Below are 20,114 nucleotides of genomic sequence, written 5' to 3'. Positions count from 1 at the left end.
CGCCCCCGAGCGGGCGCACCCCGAGGGCCTCGCCGCCCTGCTCGCCGCCGGTGGGCGCGTCGCCTCCGCCGAGGCCGCGGACCGGGCCGTCCGCGGCGCGGAACTCGTCATCGACGGGATCGTCGGCATCGGCGGCAAGGGCGGCCTGCGCCCCGACGCCGCCCAGCTCGCCCGGGCCGCGACCGACGGCGGCGCGGTGATCGTCTCCGTCGACCTGCCGAGCGGCGTCGACGCCGACACCGGCGAGGTACGGGGCACGGCGGTACGCGCCGACGCGACGGTCACCTTCGGCGCGTACAAGCCCGGGCTGCTCATCGACCCGGCGCGCGAGCACGCGGGCGCGCTGCGGCTCGTCGACATCGGCCTGACCGCCGAGCTGCCCGCCCGGCCCGAAGCCGAGGCCCTGCAGCACGCGGACGTCGCGGCGCTGCTGCCGCGGCCGGAGGCGGAGAGCGACAAGTACCGGCGGGGCGTCGTCGGCGTCGTCGCGGGCTCGGCCCGCTACCCCGGCGCGGCCGTCCTCGCCGTGGCGGGCGCCCTCCACGGCGGCGCGGGCGCGGTCCGCTACGCGGGCCCCGCCGCGGACGCCGTGATCGCCCGCTTCCCCGAGACCCTCGTCTCGCCCGGCCCGCCGTCCAAGGCGGGCCGCGTCCAGGCCTGGGTCGTCGGCCCCGGCCTCGGCGACGGCACGGACGCCCGGCGGGCGCTGGAGGACGTCCTGGCCCAGGACGTCCCCGTCCTCGTGGACGCGGACGGCCTGCGCCTGATGTCACCGGACGCGGTACGGGCCCGGACGGCGGAAACCGTGCTGACCCCGCACGCGGGCGAGGCGGCCGCGCTGCTCGGCGTCTCGCGCGAACGGGTCGAGTCGGGACGGCTGGCGGCGGCCCGCGCCCTCGCCGAACGCTTCGGCGCCACGGCCCTCCTGAAGGGCTCCACGACCCTGATCGCGGCGGCCTCGGGCGCCCGGGGCCATCACACGGTGCGGGTGAACCCGACGGGGACCCCTTGGCTGGCGACGGCCGGGAGTGGCGACGTGCTGTCCGGCTTGACGGGGTCGCTCCTGGCGGCGGGGCTGTCGGGGCGGGACGCGGCGTCGGCGGGGGCGTACTTGCACGGGCTGGCGGCACGGGAGCAGGGGGCTGCGCCGCTGACGGCCATGGGGGTGGCGGAGGAACTGCGGGGGGTGTGGAGGGAGCTCACGTCCGGTCGGTGACGAGGGTCAGTTCGCAGCCGTCTGCGAGGGCATCCCGGTTGATGACGGGGCCGGGGTGGCGGACGACGAGCTTGAGCGGGCCCAGGTCGGCGAGGGGAGCCAGGTCGAGGAGATCGCCGTCCTCGGCCACGGGGTCGACGAGCTGGAGCTCCTTGAGGCCGGGGTACACGCGCCGCACGCCGCCCAGCCCGGTGAGGCCGAACGCCCCGGTGAGTTCGAGCGTCTCCACCTGCGGCACGGGCCCGGCCGCCGTCAGGGTCCTCAGGTCCTCCCCCCAGATCCGCAGGGTCCGCAGGGCCGGCAGGGACTCCAGGGCGTACGCGTTCCGGTAGCCGCTGCCGGCACGGAACGCCAGCTCTTCCAGCTCCGGATGGCCCGCCAGGCCCCAGAAGCGCGTGACCATGGACGGGCCCGAACCGAGGTTCAGACAGCGGAGCTTCGGGGGCAGGGACAGCTCCACGGAGCGCAGTGAGGCCGTCGCCGGCCGTCCGGACAGCGTCAGCTCGCGCAGTTCGGTCATGCGCCGCATGGTTCCGAAGTCGTAGAAGTGCTCGGCCAGCCACACGTGCAGGCTCTGCAGGGCCCGCACGTCCAGCGCGTCCAGGTGGAGGAGGCGCCCGAAGTCGACGGCGCGCAGCCCCCGCAGCGGAGGACATCCGCGCAGCACGCGCAGGTCGATGGTCTCTCCGTGGCCCCAGAAAGTGACATGGCTGAGCACCGGCGTGGCCAGGTCCGACAGGTCCCCGCCGGACGGCCAGTCCCGCAGTTGCACGCGCGGCCGCCCACCGAGCCGCTTGAGCACGGTCAGGTGCTCCTCGGTCTTCGCGACGAACTCCAGCGCTTCGTACGCCTCGCCCTCGTACGGCAGCCGTCCGATCACCGCCTCCGCGTAGGACTCGGTCTCGAACCGGTCCCAGGCCCACGCGAGCTGCGCCCGCACCTGCTGGTGCGGGTGATCCACGTACCGCGACAGCAGCGGCACCGCCTTCTCGTCGGCAACGGTTGTCGCCGCGACCACCACCGCGTGCGCGACCTCGTCCGAAAGCCCCTCCGGCCCGGGCAGGAGGTCGAGCACCACCTTGCCCGCCGTCGCCAGCTCCCTCGCCGCCTCCAGGTCCCGCGGCGGTACGAGCTCCCCCGCCGCCTTCTCCACCCGCGCGCGGACCTCCCAGTCCACCTCCGTCGCGTGTTCGAGGCAGGCGGCGGCCAGCAGATGGAGGCGGGCGCGGTGGACCGGCTCCTTGTCGCCCCGCTCCAGGAGCATCCGCAGCAGCTCCGCCCGGGCCCGCGGCGGGGCGTGGCCGACCGCCATCCGCAGGACGTCCTCCCACGTGTCGTCGTGGGCGTGGTTGACGAGGAGGTCGAAGTCCCAGTCGTCCACGGCGGCCTGGGCGCCCAGGTAGTCCTGGAAGGTGCGGTGGATGAAGTCGAGCGTCTCGCTGGTGGGGCGGCGCAGGAGGCCGCTGCGCAGCACCAGGTGGCGCAGTATGTCCTCGGCGCTGCCGCGGGCCGCGACGGACGGCATGGCGGGGAGGGCCCGTTCGAGGATCTCGACGGCCTTGTGCCATTCGATCTCGGATCGGCCGTTGCGGATCAGCCAGTACGCGATCTTCTGCAGCAGGGCGACCTGCTGCGCGTGCTCCAGCTCCGGCCCGTCCGGCCCGACCACCACGCCCCGCTCGCGGTCCCGCCGTACGAGCAGCAGCTCCAGCGCGGCGCGGTAGAGCTCCATCCTCCCGTGCGGGAGATATCCCTTGCGGGAGCGGTTGAGGGCGCAGATCAGGGCGCACATCAAGGGGTTGGTGGCGAGCATGCCGAGGTCGCGTTTGGTGACGACGGCGGTGGTGAGGGCCTCGCGGAAGGCGCGCAGCGGTTCGTGGTGGCGGGCGCCCGCGGCGTCGTGCCAGCGGTCGATGAAGGAGATGACGTCGCCGCGGCTCATGGGGAGCAGTTCCAGCTCGGTGAAGCCGGCGTCGGCGAGCCAGCCCTCCCGTACGGCGGAGGGGCGGGTGGTGATGACGTAGCGGGCGTCGGGGTAGGCGGCGAGGAGGTCCTTGACCCAGGTGAGGGTGCGGCGGCGGTCGGCCTCGGGGACCTCGTCCACGCCGTCGATCAGCAGCAGTGCCGTGCCTTCGGTGAGCCGGCGGGTCACCCAGCCCTGTGCGGCGGGCAGGCCGGCGAGCGGGCCGGCGGCCGCGGCCAGGAACTCCTCAGGCTGCGGGAGTTCGCCGCGGCGGATGAGCGTGCGGAGGGGGAGGGTGAGCGGCATGCAGCCGCTGAGGTGGCCGAGGCCGGGCGGCAGGTCGCCGCGGGCGGTGAGGGTGGCGAGCCACTGCAGCAGCGTCGTCTTGCCGGAGCCGGCGGCGCCGCGCAGGAGGACGCGGCGGCGGCCGGCGAGGGCTTCCTCGGCGCGTTTGGGTGAGGGCGTGGAGTGCTCGGCGGCCCACTCGTCCGGGACGCGCGCCTCGGCGTATCCGCTGCCCTGCGCGCCGCCCCCGGTGAGTTCGAGGCTGAGGTACGCGGCGTCCAGGGGCCAGGTCTCGCCCTCGCCGTCGGAGAGGGTCAGGCCGATGATCGTCAGCTCGCCGGACTTCTCGACGACGTAGTCGCGCAGACGGCGTTCGAACGCCTCGATCTCCAGCTGGCGCGGGGAGGCGAGGGAGCGGGACTCGGGCTTGTGGCCCGCGAGCAGGCACGCGCTGAGGAAGGCGAAGTCCTGCCAGAGCGTGGCCGCAGGGGTCACGGTGAGGCGGCCGTGCTGCCAGCCCTGCGGGTCGGCACAGACGACGCCCGCGAGCAGGCCTTCCACGAAGACGGCGGCGCCGGACATGCCGGCCCAGGGCGAGCCGCCGCCGGCGGGCGGCAGCGGGGGGCCGTACTCGCTGTCGAGGACGTGGCGGCCGCTGAGCAGGTTGCTGCCGGGTTTGAGGGAGCCGACGACCTGCTCGGTGTCGAGCTCGCCGGCCGCGTCCCGCTGGACGTGCGGGAAGCCGACGGCCTGGGCGCCGGGCCAGACCCGCAGGTCGTAGGCGCGGCCCCAGACGAGGGGTTCGAAGGCCGCGGCTTCGTCCCCGGAGACCTCGGGGACGAGGTCGCGCTCGCCGACGAGCAGGGCGACGTCGCACCGCCGGTTGTCGTCGCGCGCCCACACCACCCTGCAGCGCACCTGGCCGGTCCCGCCGGGGACGATCGCGCGCGGGTGCGGGCAGTCGCCGATCACGTGTGCGGCGGTCAGCACCAGGTTCGGGGCGAGGAGGTATCCGCTGCCCTGACTCCGTCCGAAAACCGCTGCGATGCGTTCCTTCGCCGGGTGCACCCGTATCCCCTCCGACCACGTTCGCGCCGATCGACGATACGTCAGGAGGCGTGTGGTGAGAGGGGGTTCCGATCAAGTGCGCGCGGGTCCTGAGGGAACGGGGCGCGTCGGCTGCCCCGGCACCGGCGCGCCCCGCCCTCCCTCTCCCCCGTCCGTAATCCGTCCGTAATCCGCCCGTACCCTTCGGCCCTAGCCCCGGACCGCCGCCCGGACCGCCGCCGTGAACCACTCCGTCGCCGGCTCCATGTCCGGCAGCGACCAGCCGTTGATCACGGCGACGAGCCTCCAGTACTTGCCGTAGCGCGGGTCGTTGCCCGTCTCCAGCCGCTCCAGCAGCCAGGCCCGGAACTCCGGCCCGTCCTCGCGGTCCGAAATCTCCGCGCAGACCGCGGCCATCTCGTCGACGTACCGCCGGGCTTCGGGGCTGTCCGGCGCGACCCCGGCCCGCCGCGCGGCCTCCGTTCCCTCCTTGATCGCCTGCGCGGCCCGCTTCGTCCGCTCGCCGTCGGGGCGCCCGGACTCCTTCCACGCGCGCGTCTGGTCCTCGGCCGCCCGCCGGATCCCGGCCCGGAACCCCTCGTCCTGGACGAGCTCCGCGAGCTCCACCCAGGCGTCGAGCTGCTCCTGCGAGGGGTTCTCCGGCAGCTCGGGCATGCCGCTCCGCATCGAGGCGAGGAAGTCGGGGTCGACGTCCAGGCCCTCGAAGGCGCTGTCGATGAATTCGTTGATCAGCCGGCGCCGCTCCTGGTCCGACAGGGTCGCGAGCTTGTGCATGAGTTCCATCTCCTCCGGTGTCGACCCGCGCCCGGCCACCGCCCGCAGCACGGCCTGACGCAACCGCAAGGTGCGGATCTGCACGTCCAGGGCCTCGGCGTGGACGGCCGCGACCTCGGCGACGGTGATCTCCCGCTCCAGCACCTGCCGGATGACGGGCAGTCCCACCCCGAGGTCGCGCAGCGTCCGCACGAGACCGAGACGCGCGAGCGCGTCGGGGCCGTAGAGGCGGTAGCCCGCGGGTGTGCGGTCGGTCGGCGGCACCACGCCCGTGTCGGACCAGAACCGGATCGTCCTGACCGTCAGCCCGGTCAGCCGGGCCAGCTCCCCGATCGAGTGCAGGGAGCTCGCGGATCCCGGGAAGCCCGAGGAGTACGAGGTGTCGTCGTCCATGTCCCTCACCTTGGAGTCTCCGGTCGCTGGAGAGTCAACACCGGATTTCCGCGGAGGCCGCCGGACCCGGCGCGTCAGCCCTCCAGTCCGGCTGCCCGCAGCCGACGGTACGCCTCCTCCCACGTCGGTTCGATCACCTCGGAGACCCCGGAGGTCCCGGAGACCCCGGAGGCCCCGGAGGCCGTGGCGCCGGCGCCGGCCGTGCGGTCCTTGAAGCCGCTGGAGGTGGAGACGCAGACCACGGGCCCGCCGTACGCGTTCCCCTCCGGCAGGGAGCGCAGTCCGGCGAGGGAGGCCGCGCCGGACAGTTCGGCCCAGATCCCCTGGCGGGCCAGCTCCTCCCGGGCCTCCCGCATCTGCCGGTCCGTGACGAGCAGAGCCCCGCCGCCGCTCTCCCGGACCGCCCGCACCCCGCGGTAGCTCCCGACCGGGCAGGCGATCGAGTAGGCGTCGGTCGGCCCGCAGGTCACGCGCGCCGCCGGCAGCCCCTGCCGCACCGCGGCGGCCAGCGGCCCGCCGGCCGCCGGCTCGCAGGCGAACATCCTCGGCACTGTCGCGCTCAGGCCGAGCCGGCGCAGTTCGGTGAAGCCCTTCCAGACGCCGAAGAGGCACTCGCCGTAGCCTGTGGGGACGAACACCGCCGCCGGCACGCCGATCTCGGTGAAGATCTCGTAGGCGATGGTCTTATAACCCTCGGGTCCGAAGGGATGTCCGGTGTGGGTGACGGTGAGATTGCTGACCGGATGGAGTCCCAGCCGGTCGACGATCTGCCGCATCAGCGGCCACCGCGCCTCCTGCGCCACGGGCAGGACGACCGCCCCGTAGGCGTGGAGGAACGCGTCGGCCGCCGCCGGCAGCGCCGCCGGGGCCAGCACGACGCACCGCAGCCCGGCGCGGGCCGCGTAAGCCGCGGCGGACGCGCCGTGGTTGCCCGACGAGGCGACGACGACGCCGGGCGCACCGACGGCCGCAGCGGCGGCGACTGTGCAGCGGTTGAGGCGGTCCTTGTGGCTCCAGGTGGGGTTCCGGGACTCGTCCTTGACGTACACCCCGTCCGCCACGGGGATCAGGGGCGTGTGTCCCTCCCCGAGGCCGGGCGTTCCGAGGGGTGGGAGCAGCGGCGCCCAGCGGTCGATCCCGGTGCTGCGGGCGGCGGCTGCCGCGGGGGCGAAGAGGCCGGGGTCGGCCTGGTCGTAGGCGTAGTCCACCTCTACGGGGTAGGCCAGTTCGGCCGTACTCGTCGAGGGGCAGCCCTGCGTGAGCGGAGGCCACAGCGGGTGCACCAGGGACGGGTCGCCCATGGACCGCTGGACCGTGGCTAGAGAGTCTCCTGCCGTCATGGGCGGCGAGTCTAGGTTCGGGGCCGGAACGGCACACGCGACAAATGAGACAAAAAGGGAGGATTATGCGGGAGACTTTCCCGCGCCACAACCCCCATCCCCGGGAGCTCCCATGACCCCCTCCGCCAAGGCCGCCACCGCGGCCGCCACCGCCACCCTCCTCGCCGCCTCGGGCGCGGCCACCGCCGACAGCGTCGCCGTCGGCGGCGCCGCCAAGTCCCCCGGCGTCATCTCCGGCAACACGATCCAGATCCCCATCCGCGTGCCCGTGACGCTGTGTTCCTTCCCCATCCAGATCGTCGGCCTGCTCAACCAGACCTCCGGAAACGTCTGCGTCTCCGACTAGCCGCTGTCCGGCCGGCCCCGCCGGGCCGCCGCCGGGAACCGGTCCGCGGCCGGCGGCGTCCCTCCCCCCGAATCCGAGATCACCAACCGGCAGGGGGGACGGACGACATGACCGGCAGGGCCGCGCGCCACCTCTATCTCGTCCGGCACGGCGAGGCCGCACCGGACGAGAGCGCACTGACCGAAGCCGGCCGCCGCCAGACCGTCCTCCTCGCGGAGCGCCTCCGCGGCATCCCCTTCGCAGCCGTCCACCACGGACCGCTGCCGCGGGCGCGCGAAACGGCCGAGCTGATCGGCGCGGGGCTGGGCGGCGTACCGCTGCGCGCGGCGGAGGCGGCGGGCGACTACGTCCCGTACGTACCGGCCCGGGAAGAACTGCCCCCGGACTGCGCCGACCTGCTCCTCGGCCGCCTCTCCGGCCTCACGGCGGAAGAGCGCGAACACGGCCCCGCCCTGGCCCGCGAGGCCCTCGCCCGCTTCACGGGCCCCGTGCCCGGCACCGAGTCCCGCCACGAGCTCGTCGTCACCCACGCCTTCCTCATCGCCTGGCTCGTCCGGGCCGCCCTCGACGCCCCGCCGTGGCGCTGGATGGGCCTCAACCACGGCAACGCGGCCCTGACGGTCATCCGCTACGCACCGGGCCGCCCGTCCTCGGTGCTCGTCCACAACGACATGAGCCACCTTCCGCCCGAACTCCGATGGACGGGCTTCCCACCGGAGCTGCGCGCGCCCGAGTGATCTCTCAGGAGTGATCTCTCAGGGATTCCCTTACGGAGTGGCCCGGCCGGGCCCCTGAGACCCTGAGGGACGCCATTCGTCCGGGTGGACGACGTTCGAGCGGTTGACGTACCGGATGCTGGTGGCGGCCCCTCAGGGAAGAGGAAGGATCACCATGGCAACCCCCGGCACGGCCCCCGCAACCGCTCCCACCGAGAGCCTGAGCCCGAGCCTGAACCACCCACACATCCAGCGGGCGTTACGCAGCACCAAGCGGCTCATCGCCTGCTACGTCGCCCTCAGCGTGGGCACGCTCGCCGCCGTCGTCGTGCTGCGCGACCACCACGACATCGTGACCGGCGCGGTCTGGGTCCGGGCGAGCATCGTCGTCGCCGCGTCGCTGCTCATGGCCTCCTTCGCCGCCCGGACGGCCCGCGGCCACAGCCGCTCGTACCTCCGGCTGCGCCTGTCCTCGGCGGCCATGGCGGTGGCGATCGCCGTCATCGTCGCCCTGCCCGGCACGTTCCCGGCGTGGCTGAAGGTGGAACAGGCCGCGTGCGGGGTGCTGCTGCTCGGCGTCGTCCTGGCCGTGAACGGCAAGCAGATGCGCTCGGCATTCGCCACTCCGCGGGCCTAGCCCCTACGCCCCGTTCCCCCACCGGCTCGCCCGGTTCGCCTCCGCCACCTTGGCGCGGAGGCGCTCGGACTCCGTGGCGGGGCGGAGGAAGGGCGGTTCCGCGGCCCATTCGGTGCCGCCGCCCGCGGGCTCGCGGAGGCGGAGGGTGCGGGCTTCCGCCGCTACCACCTGGGCCAGTCTTTCGCCGCGCTTGTCCACGACGAACGTGCCTACGGCGGGCATGGCGTGGTCCGCGCGTGTGGAGCACGTGCAGCCGGTCAGGGCGTGCCTGGGCCTGAGGTCGATACCGTGGGCGGTCGCCCAGACGTAGATGCCGCACGCGCCCGGCGTCTCCCGTGCCGGGGGCGCGGCGGGTGCGGCGGCTGCCGAGGCGGCGGGGGCCTGGTTGGTAGCCGGTTCGCGGCGGATCCTCAGCCAGGCGGTCAGGCGGCGGATAGGGTTGCGCATGTCGACGCTCCTACGTGGCGTTGGCCGTGCCCCCGGGCCGTTCGCGCGGTCGCGGGGGTCTTCGTCCACCACAGCCTGCCGAGGCAACCGGACCGGAACTACCAGGAGTTGCTGATAGCTCCGGCCAGCGCATGGCCACGCGTCACCGGCTCACCCGCCCACCCGCTCACCGCCCCAGCCAGGCCCCGTAGTTGCTGAACGTCTCGGGCATCCGCCGCCGCGCCGACTCCAGCCCCGCGAACGTCTCCCGCACCGTCGGGTGGTAGCGCGTCTGCTGCGGCGCCACCTTGCGGGCGAGCTGCAGGTTCCTGAAGGCCGCTTCCGTGCGGCCGGTCCAGAGCTCGGCCCGGGCGACCTCGGTGTAGTGGTGGGCCCGGCGGGACGGCGGCCACGAATCCGGGATCGTCGTCCCCTCGGCCGCCCGTACGGCCTCCGGGTACCGGTCCAGCTCGGCGAGGACGCTCACGTGGTGCGCCCCGACGTTGGTCGGCCCGAACGACAGCCAGTGCACCTTCCCGGCCTCGCCCGTGCGCTCCGCGATCCGCCGCGCCTCGTCCAGGTGGCCGGTGGCGGCGTCCTCGTCCTTGTCGCGGCCCGCGAGCACGGCGGCGCCCAGGTGCAGCTGGCCCGTGACGACGTCGCGCACGCGCCCCACCTCGGCCTGCGCCAGCGTGGTCATGCCGAGCTCTACGAGCCGCTTGCCCGTGCGGTAGTCACTGGCGCGCAGGTAGGCCAGCGCCCGCAAGTACTGGCGCATCCCGCCGAGGACCGGGTCAGAGGCACGCTGCGCGGCCCATTCCAGGCGGTCCAGCGCAACCGTGCAGAGATCGAGGAACCCGAGCTTCGTGGTCACGTCGTAGGCCGTGCGGTACGTGCTGGCCAGGACGCGCCAGCTGCGGTCGCCGGGAGACGTGTGTGCCGCCGTGGTGGCCTCGTGGATCAGCCCGGGCAGATCGGCAGCGACCTGCTTGATGTTCGTCGCGCGGACCATGGCGCACAGCTCGTCGGCGTGCGCCTCCAGCTCGGCCGAGGGACGCGGCGCGACGTCCGGATCGGGCCCGAGGTCGTAGACGTCCAGCGCTTCGCGGATCGGCTGGATCAGCCCGTCCAGTTGATCCGCCCGCAGCTCGTCGAGGTAGGGCTGCCCGGTCAGTTCGGTGACGGGCAGGGACAGTGCACGGGCCAGCGCCCCGATGACCGATGGGCTCGCGGGCAGGGCACCCTGCTCGACCTTGGTCAGGGTGCTGTAGGAGACGTGGGCCAGGTCCGACAACTCGCGCTGGGTCAGGCGGCGGACCTTCCGTGCGCGGGCGATGCGTGCGCCGGTGTGTTCGTCAAGGTGCGGGGGCATACGTGGCTCCGTTTCTGACGTGACACGGAAACCGTACTCCTGCCCTGTGACAGGCCAACTGCCGTGCGGCGGGGCAAGGGTGAACGCCCGGCCGCGCCGTCTTTATGCTGGTGACGCCACCAGCCGCGTCCCCGCCGCCGGGGACCCGAAGCCCCCGAGGAGCCATGGACCGCCGCCGCGCCCTCGCCGACTTCCTGCGGTCGCGCCGCGAGCGCATCACCCCGCGCGACGTCGGCATCCTCCCCGGGCCCCGCCGCCGTACGCCCGGTCTGCGCCGGGAGGAGGTCGCGCAGCTCTCCGGCATCAGTGTCACCTGGTACACGTGGCTGGAGCAGGCGCGCGAGATCACCGTCAGCCATCAGGTGCTGCAGAGCCTCGCGCGCGTGCTGCTGCTCTCCCCCGCGGAGACGCGGCATCTCTTCGCCCTGGCGGAAGAGACACCCGTACGGGAGGCCCCCGCGGTGCCCACCCCCGGGCTCCAGCGCCTCGTCGACGCCCTCGACCCGCACCCGGCGTACCTGGTCACGCCCACCTGGGACCTCGTCGCCTGGAACCGCGCCGAAGCCGGCCTCCTCGGCGACCCGGCCGCGTGGGCGCCCGCCGACCGCAACCTGCTCCGGTTCACGTTCCTCGAATCCCGCGCGCGAGCCCTCCTCGCGGACTGGCCGGATCAGGCCCACGTGCTGCTGGAGCAGTACCGCGCGAGCGCCGACCGGCACGCCGGCGACGCGCGCTTCGGCGCGCTCACCCGCGAACTGCGCGCCGCGAGCGAGGAGTTCCGCACGTGGTGGGACGCCCACGACGTCGCCGACTTCCGGCCCGCGCGGCGCAGGTTCGACCACCCGCGCCTGGGGCGCCTCTCCTTCGACTACGTGAAGCTCCACGCCGCGGACGCGCCGGACCTCAGCCTCGTCGTCTGCCTGCCGGCGGACGACGAGACCGCCGGCAGGCTGCCGGACCTGAGCGCGTAACCGCCGCTTCTCCGCTGCTCCTCCGCTACTCCTCCGCTACTTCTCCGCGATCACCACAGCGGAAGCGACCCCCGCGTCATGGCTCAGCGACACGTGCCACGACGTCACGCCGAGCTCCTCGGCCCGCGCCGCGACTGTCCCCGACACGACCAGCCGCGGCTGGCCGCTCGCCTCGGTGGTCACTTCCGCGTCCGTCCACAGCAGGTTCCCCGGCGCTCCCAAGGCCTTGGCCAGGGCCTCCTTCGCGGCGAAGCGGACCGCGAGGGACGCGACGCCGCGCCGCTCCCCGCCCGGCAGGTACAGCTCCCGCTCCACGAACAGCCGCGTCGCCAGCCCGGGCGTACGCCGCAGGGCGGCGTCGAAGCGGTCGATCTCGGCGACGTCGATGCCGACTCCCACGATCATTCGACGGTCACCGACTTCGCGAGGTTGCGCGGCTGGTCGACCTCGTTGCCGCGGGCCGTCGCCAGCTCGCAGGCGAAGACCTGCAGCGGCACCGTGGCCACCAGCGGCTGCAGCAGCACCGGCGTCGGCGGGATCTCGACGAGGTGGTCGGCGTACGGCCGGACCGCCTCGTCGCCCCGTTCGGCGATCACGATCGTCCGCGCGCCCCGCGCCCGGATCTCCTGGATGTTCGACACGATCTTGTCGTGGAGGACGGACCGGCCCCGCGGCGACGGCACGACCACCACCACCGGCAGGTCCTTCTCGATCAGCGCGATGGGCCCGTGCTTGAGCTCGCCCGCCGCGAAGCCCTCCGCGTGCATGTAGGCGAGCTCCTTGAGCTTCAGCGCGCCCTCCAGGGCCACGGGATAGCCCACGTGGCGACCCAGGAACAGGACCGTGTTCTTGTCCGCCAGGGAACGGGCCAGCTCGCGGACCGGCTCCATGGTCTCCAGGACCTCCTCCACCTGCCCCGCGATCTGCGACAGCTCGCGGATCACGGAGACGACCTCGTCGCCCCACTTGGTGCCGCGCACCTGCCCCAGGTACAGCGCCACGAGGTAGCAGGCCACCAGCTGTGTCAGGAACGCCTTCGTCGAGGCGACCGCGACCTCCGGGCCCGCGTGCGTGTACAGGACCGCGTCCGACTCGCGCGGGATCGTCGAGCCGTTGGTGTTGCAGATGGCGAGGACCTTCGCGCCCTGCTCCCGCGCGTGCCGCAGCGCCATCAGGGTGTCCATCGTCTCGCCGGACTGGCTGATGGCGATCACCAGCGTCCGCTGGTCCAGGATCGGGTCCCGGTAGCGGAACTCGCTGGCCAGCTCGGTCTCGCAGGGGATGCGGGTCCAGTGCTCGATCGCGTACTTGGCGATCATCCCCGCGTGGTACGCCGTGCCGCACGCCACGATGACGATCTTGTCGGCCTCGCGCAGCACGGACGCCGGGATCCGCACCTCGTCCAGCGACAGCGTCCCCGCGGCGTCGATCCGGCCCAGCAGCGTGTCCGCGACGGCCTTCGGCTGCTCGGCGATCTCCTTGAGCATGAAGTAGTCGTAGCCGCCCTTCTCGGCGGCCGAGGCGTCCCAGTCGACGTGGTACGGGCGGACGTCCGCGGGCGCCCCGTCGAAGCCGGTGACGGTCACGCCGTCGCGGCGCAGCTCGACGACCTGGTCCTGGCCCAGCTCGACGGCCTCGCGGGTGTGCTCGATGAACGCGGCGACGTCGGAGGCGAGGAAGGACTCGCCGTCGCCGAGACCGACGACGAGCGGGGAGTTGCGGCGCGCGCCGACCACCACGTCGGGCTCGTCGGCGTGCACCGCGACCAGCGTGAACGCGCCCTCCAGCCGGCGGCACACCTGCCGCATCGACTCGGCGAGGTCGCCGCAGGAGGAGAAGGACTCGGACAGCAGGTGGGCGACGACCTCGGTGTCGGTCTCCGAGCCGAGGGCGTGGCCCCGCTCGGCGAGCTCGGCCCGCAGCGCGGCGAAGTTCTCGATGATGCCGTTGTGGACGACCGCGACGCGGCCCGGGTTGTCCAGGTGGGGGTGGGCGTTGGCGTCGTTGGGCGCGCCGTGCGTGGCCCAGCGGGTGTGCCCGATGCCGGTCGGGCCGGACGGCAGCGGCCGGTCGGACAGCTCCTTCTCCAGGTTGGCGAGCTTGCCCGCCTTCTTCGCGGCGGCGAGCCCGCCGTCGGCCAGCACCGCGACCCCGGCCGAGTCATAGCCGCGGTACTCCAGCCGCCGCAGCCCCGCCAATACGACATCGAGGGCGGACTGCCCTCCCACATAGCCAACGATTCCGCACATGCGGAGCAGGTTACGGCCCGGGTGGCCCCGCGCGTGGCGGCAACGGCGCAACCACCACCCGCCGCGCCTCAGCGGCCCCGCTCGATCCTGTCGATGGCGTCCTGCACCATCTCCAGGTACTCGACCTCCTCGCAGCGCGGCTTGCTGCCGAGCTCGTAGCGGTCGAGGCAGTCGTCCAGGTCCTGGGTGAGGTCCTCGTCGGGCAGGTCGTCGGACAGCTCGGCGCAGACGCGGGCGGCGTGCGCCTCCCGGTCGGCCTCGGCGGAGCGCCGGCGGGGGCTGCGGGGGTGGTTCCGGAGAGCGAACACGGCCGTTCCTTGCGTGAGGGGGCCGCGTGGGGGGACGTGGGGGACGTGCGCGTGCGGCCTGCGAGCGGAACGTAGTGCCTGACCGGTCAGTAGGTACAGGGTTGGATGAAAGTTCACCCAACGAGGGCGGCCGGTTACCGCCCGTACGAGGCGCCCAAACCCCACGAGAACGCCCGCTCCCGCCACCCGGAAGTGAGCGCCGCGCCCCGGCCGCGCACAATGGGCCCGTGCCGACCACCACAGAGCAGCAGCGCCGCCGCGCCGACTCGTCCCCGTATGTGGACCTGACCCGCGCCGAGTGGAGCGCCCTGCGCGAGGACACCCCGCTGCCGCTGACCGCCGAGGAGGTCGAGCGGCTGCGCGGCCTGGGGGACGTCGTCGACCTGGACGAGGTCCGCGAGGTCTACCTGCCGCTGTCCCGGCTCCTGCACCTGTACGTGGAGGCCACCAGCGGGCTGCGCGCCACGCTGAACACCTTCCTGGGCGACGTGGGCGACGGGCACGGCTCCCACTCCCAGCCCGGCACGCCCTTCGTCATAGGCGTCGCGGGCAGCGTGGCCGTCGGCAAGTCGACCACCGCCCGCCTCCTGCAGGCGCTGCTCGCCCGCTGGCCCGAGCACCCGCGCGTCGAGCTGGTCACCACGGACGGCTTCCTGCTGCCCAACGCCGAGCTGCACGCCCGCGGCCTGATGTCGCGGAAAGGTTTCCCCGAGTCGTACGACCGGCGCGCCCTGACCCGCTTCGTCGCCGACGTGAAGGCGGGCAAGGACGAGGTCTCCGCCCCCGTCTACTCCCACCTGATCTACGACATCGTGCCCGGCGAGCGGCTGACCGTGCACCGCCCCGACATCCTCATCATCGAGGGCCTCAACGTCCTCCAGCCGGCCATGCCCGGCAAGGACGGCCGCACGCGCGTCGGACTCGCCGACTTCTTCGACTTCAGCGTGTACGTGGACGCGCGCGCGGAGGACATCGAGGGCTGGTACTACGAGCGGTTCAAGAAGCTGCGCGCCACGGCCTTCACCGACCCCGACTCGTACTTCCGCCGCTACACCGAGGTCTCCGAGGAGGAGGCCCTGGACTACGCGCGCCGCAACTGGCGGACCATCAACAAGCCCAACCTGCTGGAGAACGTGGCGCCCACGCGCGGCCGGTCGAACCTGATCCTGCGCAAGGGCCCGGACCACAAGGTCCAGCGGCTGTCGCTGCGCAAGCTCTGACCGCTGCCCCGGGGCCGCAACGGCTCGTCACGGCCCCGGGGCAGCGGGAAGAGGACTAGCCCAGCGCCGACTTCACCGCGTCCGCGAGCCGCTGCGCGACCGCCCGCGCCTGCTCGATGTCGGCGGCCTCCACCATCACCCGGACGAGCGGCTCCGTGCCGGACGGGCGCAGCAGCACGCGGCCGGTGGAGCCCAGCTGCCGCTCGGCGTCGGCGACGGCCGCGGCGAGCTCCTCGGAGGACTTCACGCGCGTCTTGTCGACGTCGCGGACGTTGATGAGGATCTGCGGCAGGCGCTCCATCACACCGGCCAGGTCCGCGAGGGAGCGGCCCGTCGCGGCGACGCGGGCGGCCAGCATCAGGCCGGTCAGCGTGCCGTCACCCGTGGTGGCGTGGTCGAGGACGATGACGTGGCCGGACTGCTCGCCGCCGAGGGCGAAGCCGTGCGCCTTCATCTCCTCCAGGACGTAGCGGTCGCCGACGGCCGTCTGGACGAGCTCGACGCCCTCGCGCTCCATGGCCAGCTTGAAGCCCAGGTTGGACATCACGGTGGCGACGACGGTGTTCTTCCGCAGGGAGCCCGACTCGCGCATCGCGAGGGCCAGGACGGCGAGGATCTGGTCGCCGTCGACCTCGTTGCCCTTGTGGTCCACGGCGAGGCAGCGGTCGGCGTCGCCGTCGTGCGCCACGCCCAGGTCGGCGCCGTGCTCGACGACGGCGGCCCGGAGCTTGTCCAGGTGGGTGGAGCCGCACTCGTGGTTGATGTTGAGGCCGTCGGGCTCGGTGCCGATGGTGACGACCTCGGCGCCGGCGCGGGCGAAGGCCTCCGGGGAGACGCGTGCCGCGGCGCCGTGGGCGCCGTCGATGACGACCTTCAGGCCGTCCATGCGGTTGGGGAGGACGCCGATGAGGTGGGCGACGTAGTTGTCGAAGCCCTGGTCGTACTCGCGGACGCGGCCGACGCCGGCGCCGGTGGGCCGGTCCCAGGGCTCGCCGGAGGCGTGCGCCCGGTAGGTCTGCTCGATGCGGTCCTCGAGCTCGTCGGCGAGCTTGTGGCCGCCGCGGGCGAAGAACTTGATGCCGTTGTCGGGCATGGCGTTGTGGCTCGCGGAGAGCATCACGCCGAGGTCGGCGCCCAGCGCGCCGGTGAGGTAGGCGACGGCGGGCGTGGGCAGCACGCCCACCCGCAGCACGTCGACGCCGGCGCTGGCCAGGCCGGCCACGACGGCGGCCTCCAGGAACTCCCCGGACGCCCGCGGATCACGGCCCACGACGGCCACCGGGCGGTGGCCCTCGAACGTCCCCGCCTCGGCGAGCACGTGCGCCGCAGCGACCGACAGGCCGAGTGCGAGCTCGGCCGTCAGATCGGCGTTGGCGACGCCGCGCACACCGTCCGTACCGAAGAGTCGTCCCACTGGTGTCCTCCGAAAAACGCGCGGATACGAGGCCTGTCTGTGAACGGGGCCCCGCGATCAAAAGTGTCGGGTCCGGAACCGGAACATTGACTTCAGGTATACGCCGATACGTCCCGGGTGACCGATAGCCGAAACGCCCCGGCGGGCACGGAGCGTGCCGCCGGGGCGTTCGAGCAGAAGCAGCGAAGCCGCGTGATTAGCGCTTGCTGTACTGCGGGGCCTTGCGGGCCTTCTTCAGACCGGCCTTCTTGCGCTCGACCGCACGGTCGTCGCGGCTCAGGAAGCCGGCCTTCTTCAGCGGGCCGCGGTTGTTGTCCACGTCCGCCTCGTTCAGCGCGCGGGCCACGCCGAGGCGCAGGGCGCCGGCCTGGCCGGAGACGCCGCCACCCGAGATGCGGGCGATGACGTCGTAGCGGTCGTCGAGCTCGAGCACCTTGAAGGGCTCGTTGACTTCCTGCTGGTGCACCTTGTTGGGGAAGTAGTCCTCAAGGGTGCGACCGTTGATCTTCCACTTGCCGGAGCCCGGAACGATCCGGACGCGGGCAATGGCGTTCTTGCGACGGCCCAGGCCGGCGGCCGGCTGCGGGTCGCCGAAGCGGGACGCGAGGGACTCGGAGGTGTACTCCGACTCAACGACCTCGGTCTCGGTGGTGTACTCCTCGACGCCCTCGACCGGCATCTCGGCGGTGGTCTCAGCCACGATTCTCCTCAGACTTTCTGGTTCGGCGGTGGCCGGGACTTAGCCCTGCTTGACCTGGGTGATCTCGAACGGCTGCGGCTGCTGGGCGGCGTGCGGGTGCTCGGCGCCCGAGTAGACCTTCAGCTTCGAGAGCATCTGACGGCCGAGGGAGTTCTTGGGCAGCATGCCCTTGATCGCCTTCTCGACGGCCTTCTCGGGGTTCTTGTCGAGCAGCTCGTCGTAACGGACGGAGCGCAGACCACCCGGGAAGCCAGAGTGGCGGTACGCCATCTTCTGGGTCTTCTTGTTGCCGGACAGGTGCACCTTGTCGGCGTTGATGATGACGACGAAGTCACCCATGTCCATGTGCGGGGCGTACACAGGCTTGTGCTTGCCGCGCAGCAGGGAGGCGGCCTGAGAGGCCAGACGGCCCAGGACGACGTCCTGCGCGTCGATGATGTGCCACTGGCGCTGGACATCGCCGGGCTTGGGGCTGAACGTACGCACGGTCGTAGCCTTCGCTTCTTCAGTGAGTGGGTCCTGACACGGCCCGCCTGAGGCGGCTGCCGGCGAGGGACGCACCACGGGGACGCAACCCGGGTGCGGGCCGCTGGCGGCCACTCTGGTGGGCAAGCGTAAGGGCCCCTCGCGTGAGAACGACCAAGCCAATACGCATAACGAACTCGTAGAGTACCGGGCGCCCACCGGCGGGGTCAAAACACATGGTCCCACCGGTGCGCAGGCGCGGCTACCCGCACCGGCCCTGCGGGCCTCGTCCTCAAACGCCGGACGGGCTGAATTTCATGAGCGGGCTCACCAATATTTCAGCCCGTCCGGCGCTTGAGGACACCGCCGCAGGCGGTCGCCTGCACGGTCACCGCACCCGCGCCACACGCCCCTCGTCCCACACCGGCTCCGGAACCTCGCGGACGCGCCCGTCCGCCCCGAAGACCAGGAACCGATCGAACGTACGGGCGAACCAGCGGTCGTGCGTGACGCAGAGCACCGTCCCCTCGTACGCCTCCAGGCCCTCCTGGAGGGCCTCCGCGCTCTCCAGGTCCAGGTTGTCCGTGGGCTCGTCCAGGAGCAGCGCCGTCGTTCCGGCCAGCTCCAGCAGCAGGATCTGGAAGCGGGCCTGCTGCCCGCCCGAGAGCTTCTCGAAGGGCTGGTCGCCCTGCTTCTCCAGCTCGTACCGCCGCAGGGCGGACATCGCCCCGCCGCGGTCCTTGGCGTGCTCCGTCCACAGGATGTCGACGAGCGTGCGGCCCAGCAGCTCGGGGTGGGCGTGGGTCTGCGCGAAGTGCCCGGGCACGACGCGCGCGCCCAGCTTCCAGGAGCCGGTGTGCGCGACGTCATCCCCCGCGAGCAGCCGCAGGAAGTGTGACTTCCCGGAGCCGTTCGAGCCGAGGACGGCGACCCGCTCGCCGTAGAAGACCTCCAGGTCGAAGGGCTTCATCAGGCCGGTCAGCTCCAGCCCGGCGCAGGTCACGGCCCGCACGCCGGTGCGGCCGCCGCGCAGCCGCATCCGGATGTCCTGCTCGCGCGGCGGCTCCGGCGGCGGGCCCGCCTCCTCGAACTTCCTCAGCCGGGTCTGGGCCGCGGCGTAGCGGGAGGCCATCTCGTGGCTGACCGCGGCCGCCTGCCGCAGCGTGATCACGAGCTTCTTCAGCTGGGCGTGCTTCTCGTCCCAGCGCCGCCGGAGCTCCTCGAAGCGGGCGAACCGCTCCTTGCGCGCCTCGTGGTACGTGGCGAAGCCGCCGCCGTGCACCCAGACGTCGCTGCCCGCGGGGCCCGGCTCGACGCTGATGATCTTCTCGGCGGAGCGGGCCAGCAGCTCGCGGTCGTGGGAGACGAAGAGGACGGTCTTCTTCGTCTCGCGCAGCTTCTCCTCCAGCCAGCGCTTGCCGGGGACGTCGAGGTAGTTGTCCGGCTCGTCCAGCAGCAGGACCTCGTCCGTGCCGCGCAGCAGGGACTCCAGCACGAGCCGCTTCTGCTCGCCGCCGGAGAGCGTGCGGACCTTGCGCCACTGCGCCTTCTCGTACGGGACGCCGAGCGCGGCCGTGGTGCACATGTCCCACACGGTCTCGGCCTCGTAGCCGCGGGCCTCGGCCCAGTCGGAGAGCGCCTGCGCGTACGCCATCTGGGCGGCCTCGTCATCCCGCTCCATGATCGCGAGCTCGGCCGCGTCGACGGCCTCCGCGGCCTCGCGGATGCGGGGCTGGGCGACGGAGACCAGCAGGTCACGGACCGTGCGGTCGTCCCGGACCGAGCCGACGAACTGCGGCATCACGCCGAGCCCGCCGCTGACCGTCACCGCGCCGCCGTGCGGCTGCAGCTCGCCCGCGATCAGGCGCAGCAGCGTGGTCTTGCCCGCGCCGTTGGCGCCGACGAGGGCGACCGCGGCCCCCTCGCCCACGCGGAAGGAGACGTCGCCGAGGAGCACCCTCCCGTCAGGGAGGTAGTACTCCAGATGGCCCGCTTCGACATGTCCCATGGGCGGGATTCTCCCTGTTTCCACAGGGGGCGACCAACAAGTTTCCGCGGTTTACGATGCACGCCATGAGCTTTGGGCAGGGAGGGCCGTACGGGGCCCCGGGCGATCCGCAGCAGCCGGGACCGCAGCCGGGCGGGCAGCCGATGCCGCCGGCCGGGCAGTTCGGTCCGCCGCCGGCCCTGCCGCCGCAGCCCCACCCGCAGCCTGCGCAGCCGGCGCAGCAGCCTCCTCAGCAGGCACAGC

Annotated in this window: 18 protein-coding genes; 6 read left to right on the top strand and 12 right to left on the bottom strand. The window is 73.0% G+C overall.

Annotated features, from left to right (window positions below; translation table 11 throughout):
* Nucleotides 1-1,216, top strand: a 1,216-nt coding sequence (locus tag B7P34_RS28410; protein ID WP_106681055.1) for an NAD(P)H-hydrate dehydratase, incomplete at its 5' end; no start/stop codon positions are given.
* Here the strand turns inward: B7P34_RS28410 and B7P34_RS39495 are convergent.
* From B7P34_RS39495 to B7P34_RS28395, 3 genes are all read right to left on the bottom strand, one after another.
* A complete protein-coding gene (locus B7P34_RS39495; RefSeq protein WP_106681054.1) occupies nucleotides 1,200-4,532 on the bottom strand; it encodes a serine protease in 3,333 nt (1,110 codons plus the stop codon). The genes B7P34_RS28410 and B7P34_RS39495 overlap by 17 nt on opposite strands.
* Nucleotides 4,533-4,721: 189 nt before the next feature.
* Complete coding sequence (locus B7P34_RS28400; protein ID WP_106681053.1) at nucleotides 4,722-5,699, bottom strand: MerR family transcriptional regulator; 978 nt, start codon at nucleotides 5,697-5,699, stop codon at nucleotides 4,722-4,724.
* A 74-nt stretch (nucleotides 5,700-5,773) separates the two neighbouring features.
* On the bottom strand, nucleotides 5,774-7,039 hold the full coding sequence (locus B7P34_RS28395; RefSeq protein ID WP_106681052.1) for a threonine synthase: 1,266 nt from the start codon (nucleotides 7,037-7,039) through the stop codon (nucleotides 5,774-5,776).
* A gap of 112 nt (nucleotides 7,040-7,151) precedes the next feature.
* Here B7P34_RS28395 and B7P34_RS28390 point away from each other — a divergent pair, with 112 nt between their 5' ends.
* The 3 genes from B7P34_RS28390 (at nucleotide 7,152) to B7P34_RS28380 (ending at nucleotide 8,738) form a co-directional block, all read left to right on the top strand.
* Nucleotides 7,152-7,385, top strand: coding sequence for a chaplin (locus B7P34_RS28390; RefSeq protein ID WP_106681051.1), 234 nt, complete (start codon nucleotides 7,152-7,154; stop codon nucleotides 7,383-7,385).
* A gap of 107 nt (nucleotides 7,386-7,492) precedes the next feature.
* Nucleotides 7,493-8,122 carry a histidine phosphatase family protein gene (locus B7P34_RS28385; protein WP_106681050.1) on the top strand — a complete coding sequence of 210 codons (630 nt, stop codon included), beginning with the start codon at nucleotides 7,493-7,495 and terminating at the stop codon, nucleotides 8,120-8,122.
* Between the two features lie 154 nt (nucleotides 8,123-8,276).
* Nucleotides 8,277-8,738 carry a hypothetical protein gene (locus tag B7P34_RS28380; protein ID WP_223268322.1) on the top strand — a complete coding sequence of 154 codons (462 nt, stop codon included), beginning with the start codon at nucleotides 8,277-8,279 and terminating at the stop codon, nucleotides 8,736-8,738.
* 3 nt (nucleotides 8,739-8,741) lie between these two features.
* On the opposite strand, the gene B7P34_RS38920 is transcribed toward B7P34_RS28380, so the two are convergent.
* Both B7P34_RS38920 and B7P34_RS28370 read right to left on the bottom strand, forming a co-directional pair.
* Nucleotides 8,742-9,185 carry a hypothetical protein gene (locus B7P34_RS38920; RefSeq protein WP_223268321.1) on the bottom strand — a complete coding sequence of 148 codons (444 nt, stop codon included), beginning with the start codon at nucleotides 9,183-9,185 and terminating at the stop codon, nucleotides 8,742-8,744.
* A gap of 166 nt (nucleotides 9,186-9,351) precedes the next feature.
* A complete protein-coding gene (locus B7P34_RS28370) occupies nucleotides 9,352-10,536 on the bottom strand; it encodes a helix-turn-helix domain-containing protein (protein ID WP_106681049.1) in 1,185 nt (394 codons plus the stop codon).
* 164 nt (nucleotides 10,537-10,700) lie between these two features.
* Between B7P34_RS28370 and B7P34_RS28365 the strand changes: the two genes are divergently transcribed.
* Nucleotides 10,701-11,507, top strand: coding sequence for a helix-turn-helix transcriptional regulator (locus B7P34_RS28365; RefSeq protein ID WP_106681048.1), 807 nt, complete (start codon nucleotides 10,701-10,703; stop codon nucleotides 11,505-11,507).
* Nucleotides 11,508-11,543: 36 nt separating this feature from the next.
* Here the strand turns inward: B7P34_RS28365 and B7P34_RS28360 are convergent, their stop codons facing one another.
* The 3 genes from B7P34_RS28360 to B7P34_RS28350 form a co-directional block, all read right to left on the bottom strand.
* Nucleotides 11,544-11,912 (bottom strand): holo-ACP synthase, encoded by a 369-nt coding sequence (locus B7P34_RS28360; protein WP_106681047.1) that lies wholly within the window; start codon nucleotides 11,910-11,912, stop codon nucleotides 11,544-11,546.
* The gene (gene glmS, locus B7P34_RS28355) at nucleotides 11,909-13,756 is read right to left on the bottom strand and encodes a glutamine--fructose-6-phosphate transaminase (isomerizing) (RefSeq protein ID WP_106681046.1); all 1,848 of its coding nucleotides are present in this window, start codon (nucleotides 13,754-13,756) and stop codon (nucleotides 11,909-11,911) included. The genes B7P34_RS28360 and glmS overlap by 4 nt, the downstream gene beginning before the upstream one ends.
* Nucleotides 13,757-13,824: 68 nt before the next feature.
* Nucleotides 13,825-14,064 carry a hypothetical protein gene (locus B7P34_RS28350; RefSeq protein ID WP_106681045.1) on the bottom strand — a complete coding sequence of 80 codons (240 nt, stop codon included), beginning with the start codon at nucleotides 14,062-14,064 and terminating at the stop codon, nucleotides 13,825-13,827.
* 278 nt (nucleotides 14,065-14,342) lie between these two features.
* On the opposite strand from B7P34_RS28350, the gene coaA reads away from it, so the two are divergent.
* Nucleotides 14,343-15,284, top strand: coding sequence for a type I pantothenate kinase (gene coaA, locus B7P34_RS28345; RefSeq protein WP_223268323.1), 942 nt, complete (start codon nucleotides 14,343-14,345; stop codon nucleotides 15,282-15,284).
* 55 nt (nucleotides 15,285-15,339) lie between these two features.
* Here the strand turns inward: coaA and glmM are convergent, their stop codons facing one another.
* From glmM to B7P34_RS28325, 4 genes are all read right to left on the bottom strand, one after another.
* Nucleotides 15,340-16,698 carry a phosphoglucosamine mutase gene (gene glmM, locus B7P34_RS28340; protein WP_106681043.1) on the bottom strand — a complete coding sequence of 453 codons (1,359 nt, stop codon included), beginning with the start codon at nucleotides 16,696-16,698 and terminating at the stop codon, nucleotides 15,340-15,342.
* A 196-nt stretch (nucleotides 16,699-16,894) separates the two neighbouring features.
* Nucleotides 16,895-17,377, bottom strand: coding sequence for a 30S ribosomal protein S9 (gene rpsI, locus B7P34_RS28335; RefSeq protein ID WP_206329418.1), 483 nt, complete (start codon nucleotides 17,375-17,377; stop codon nucleotides 16,895-16,897).
* 60 nt (nucleotides 17,378-17,437) lie between these two features.
* Nucleotides 17,438-17,884 (bottom strand): 50S ribosomal protein L13, encoded by a 447-nt coding sequence (gene rplM / locus B7P34_RS28330; RefSeq protein WP_106681041.1) that lies wholly within the window; start codon nucleotides 17,882-17,884, stop codon nucleotides 17,438-17,440.
* A 367-nt stretch (nucleotides 17,885-18,251) separates the two neighbouring features.
* A complete protein-coding gene (locus B7P34_RS28325) occupies nucleotides 18,252-19,871 on the bottom strand; it encodes an ABC-F family ATP-binding cassette domain-containing protein (protein WP_106681040.1) in 1,620 nt (539 codons plus the stop codon).
* Nucleotides 19,872-20,114 lie beyond the last annotated feature (243 nt).

Source organism: Streptosporangium nondiastaticum (assembly GCF_003011965.1).
GTDB lineage: Bacteria > Actinomycetota > Actinomycetes > Streptomycetales > Streptomycetaceae > Streptomyces > Streptomyces nondiastaticus.
The sequence above is the reverse complement of the archived record's forward strand: the minus strand, read 5'-3'. Positions and strand labels throughout refer to the sequence as shown.

Excerpts from the sequence above, each read along its gene's own strand:
- B7P34_RS28400 (WP_106681053.1), bottom strand. The coding sequence starts at position 5,699 with ATGGACGACGACACCTCGTACTCCTCGGGCTTCCCGGGATCCGCGAGC.
- B7P34_RS28395 (WP_106681052.1), bottom strand. The coding sequence starts at position 7,039 with ATGACGGCAGGAGACTCTCTAGCCACGGTCCAGCGGTCCATGGGCGAC.
- B7P34_RS28390 (WP_106681051.1), top strand. The coding sequence starts at position 7,152 with ATGACCCCCTCCGCCAAGGCCGCCACCGCGGCCGCCACCGCCACCCTC.
- B7P34_RS28385 (WP_106681050.1), top strand. The coding sequence starts at position 7,493 with ATGACCGGCAGGGCCGCGCGCCACCTCTATCTCGTCCGGCACGGCGAG.
- B7P34_RS28380 (WP_223268322.1), top strand. The coding sequence starts at position 8,277 with ATGGCAACCCCCGGCACGGCCCCCGCAACCGCTCCCACCGAGAGCCTG.
- B7P34_RS38920 (WP_223268321.1), bottom strand. The coding sequence starts at position 9,185 with ATGCGCAACCCTATCCGCCGCCTGACCGCCTGGCTGAGGATCCGCCGC.
- B7P34_RS28370 (WP_106681049.1), bottom strand. The coding sequence starts at position 10,536 with ATGCCCCCGCACCTTGACGAACACACCGGCGCACGCATCGCCCGCGCA.
- B7P34_RS28365 (WP_106681048.1), top strand. The coding sequence starts at position 10,701 with ATGGACCGCCGCCGCGCCCTCGCCGACTTCCTGCGGTCGCGCCGCGAG.
- B7P34_RS28360 (WP_106681047.1), bottom strand. The coding sequence starts at position 11,912 with ATGATCGTGGGAGTCGGCATCGACGTCGCCGAGATCGACCGCTTCGAC.
- glmS (WP_106681046.1), bottom strand. The coding sequence starts at position 13,756 with ATGTGCGGAATCGTTGGCTATGTGGGAGGGCAGTCCGCCCTCGATGTC.
- rpsI (WP_206329418.1), bottom strand. The coding sequence starts at position 17,377 with ATGCCGGTCGAGGGCGTCGAGGAGTACACCACCGAGACCGAGGTCGTT.
- B7P34_RS28325 (WP_106681040.1), bottom strand. The coding sequence starts at position 19,871 with ATGGGACATGTCGAAGCGGGCCATCTGGAGTACTACCTCCCTGACGGG.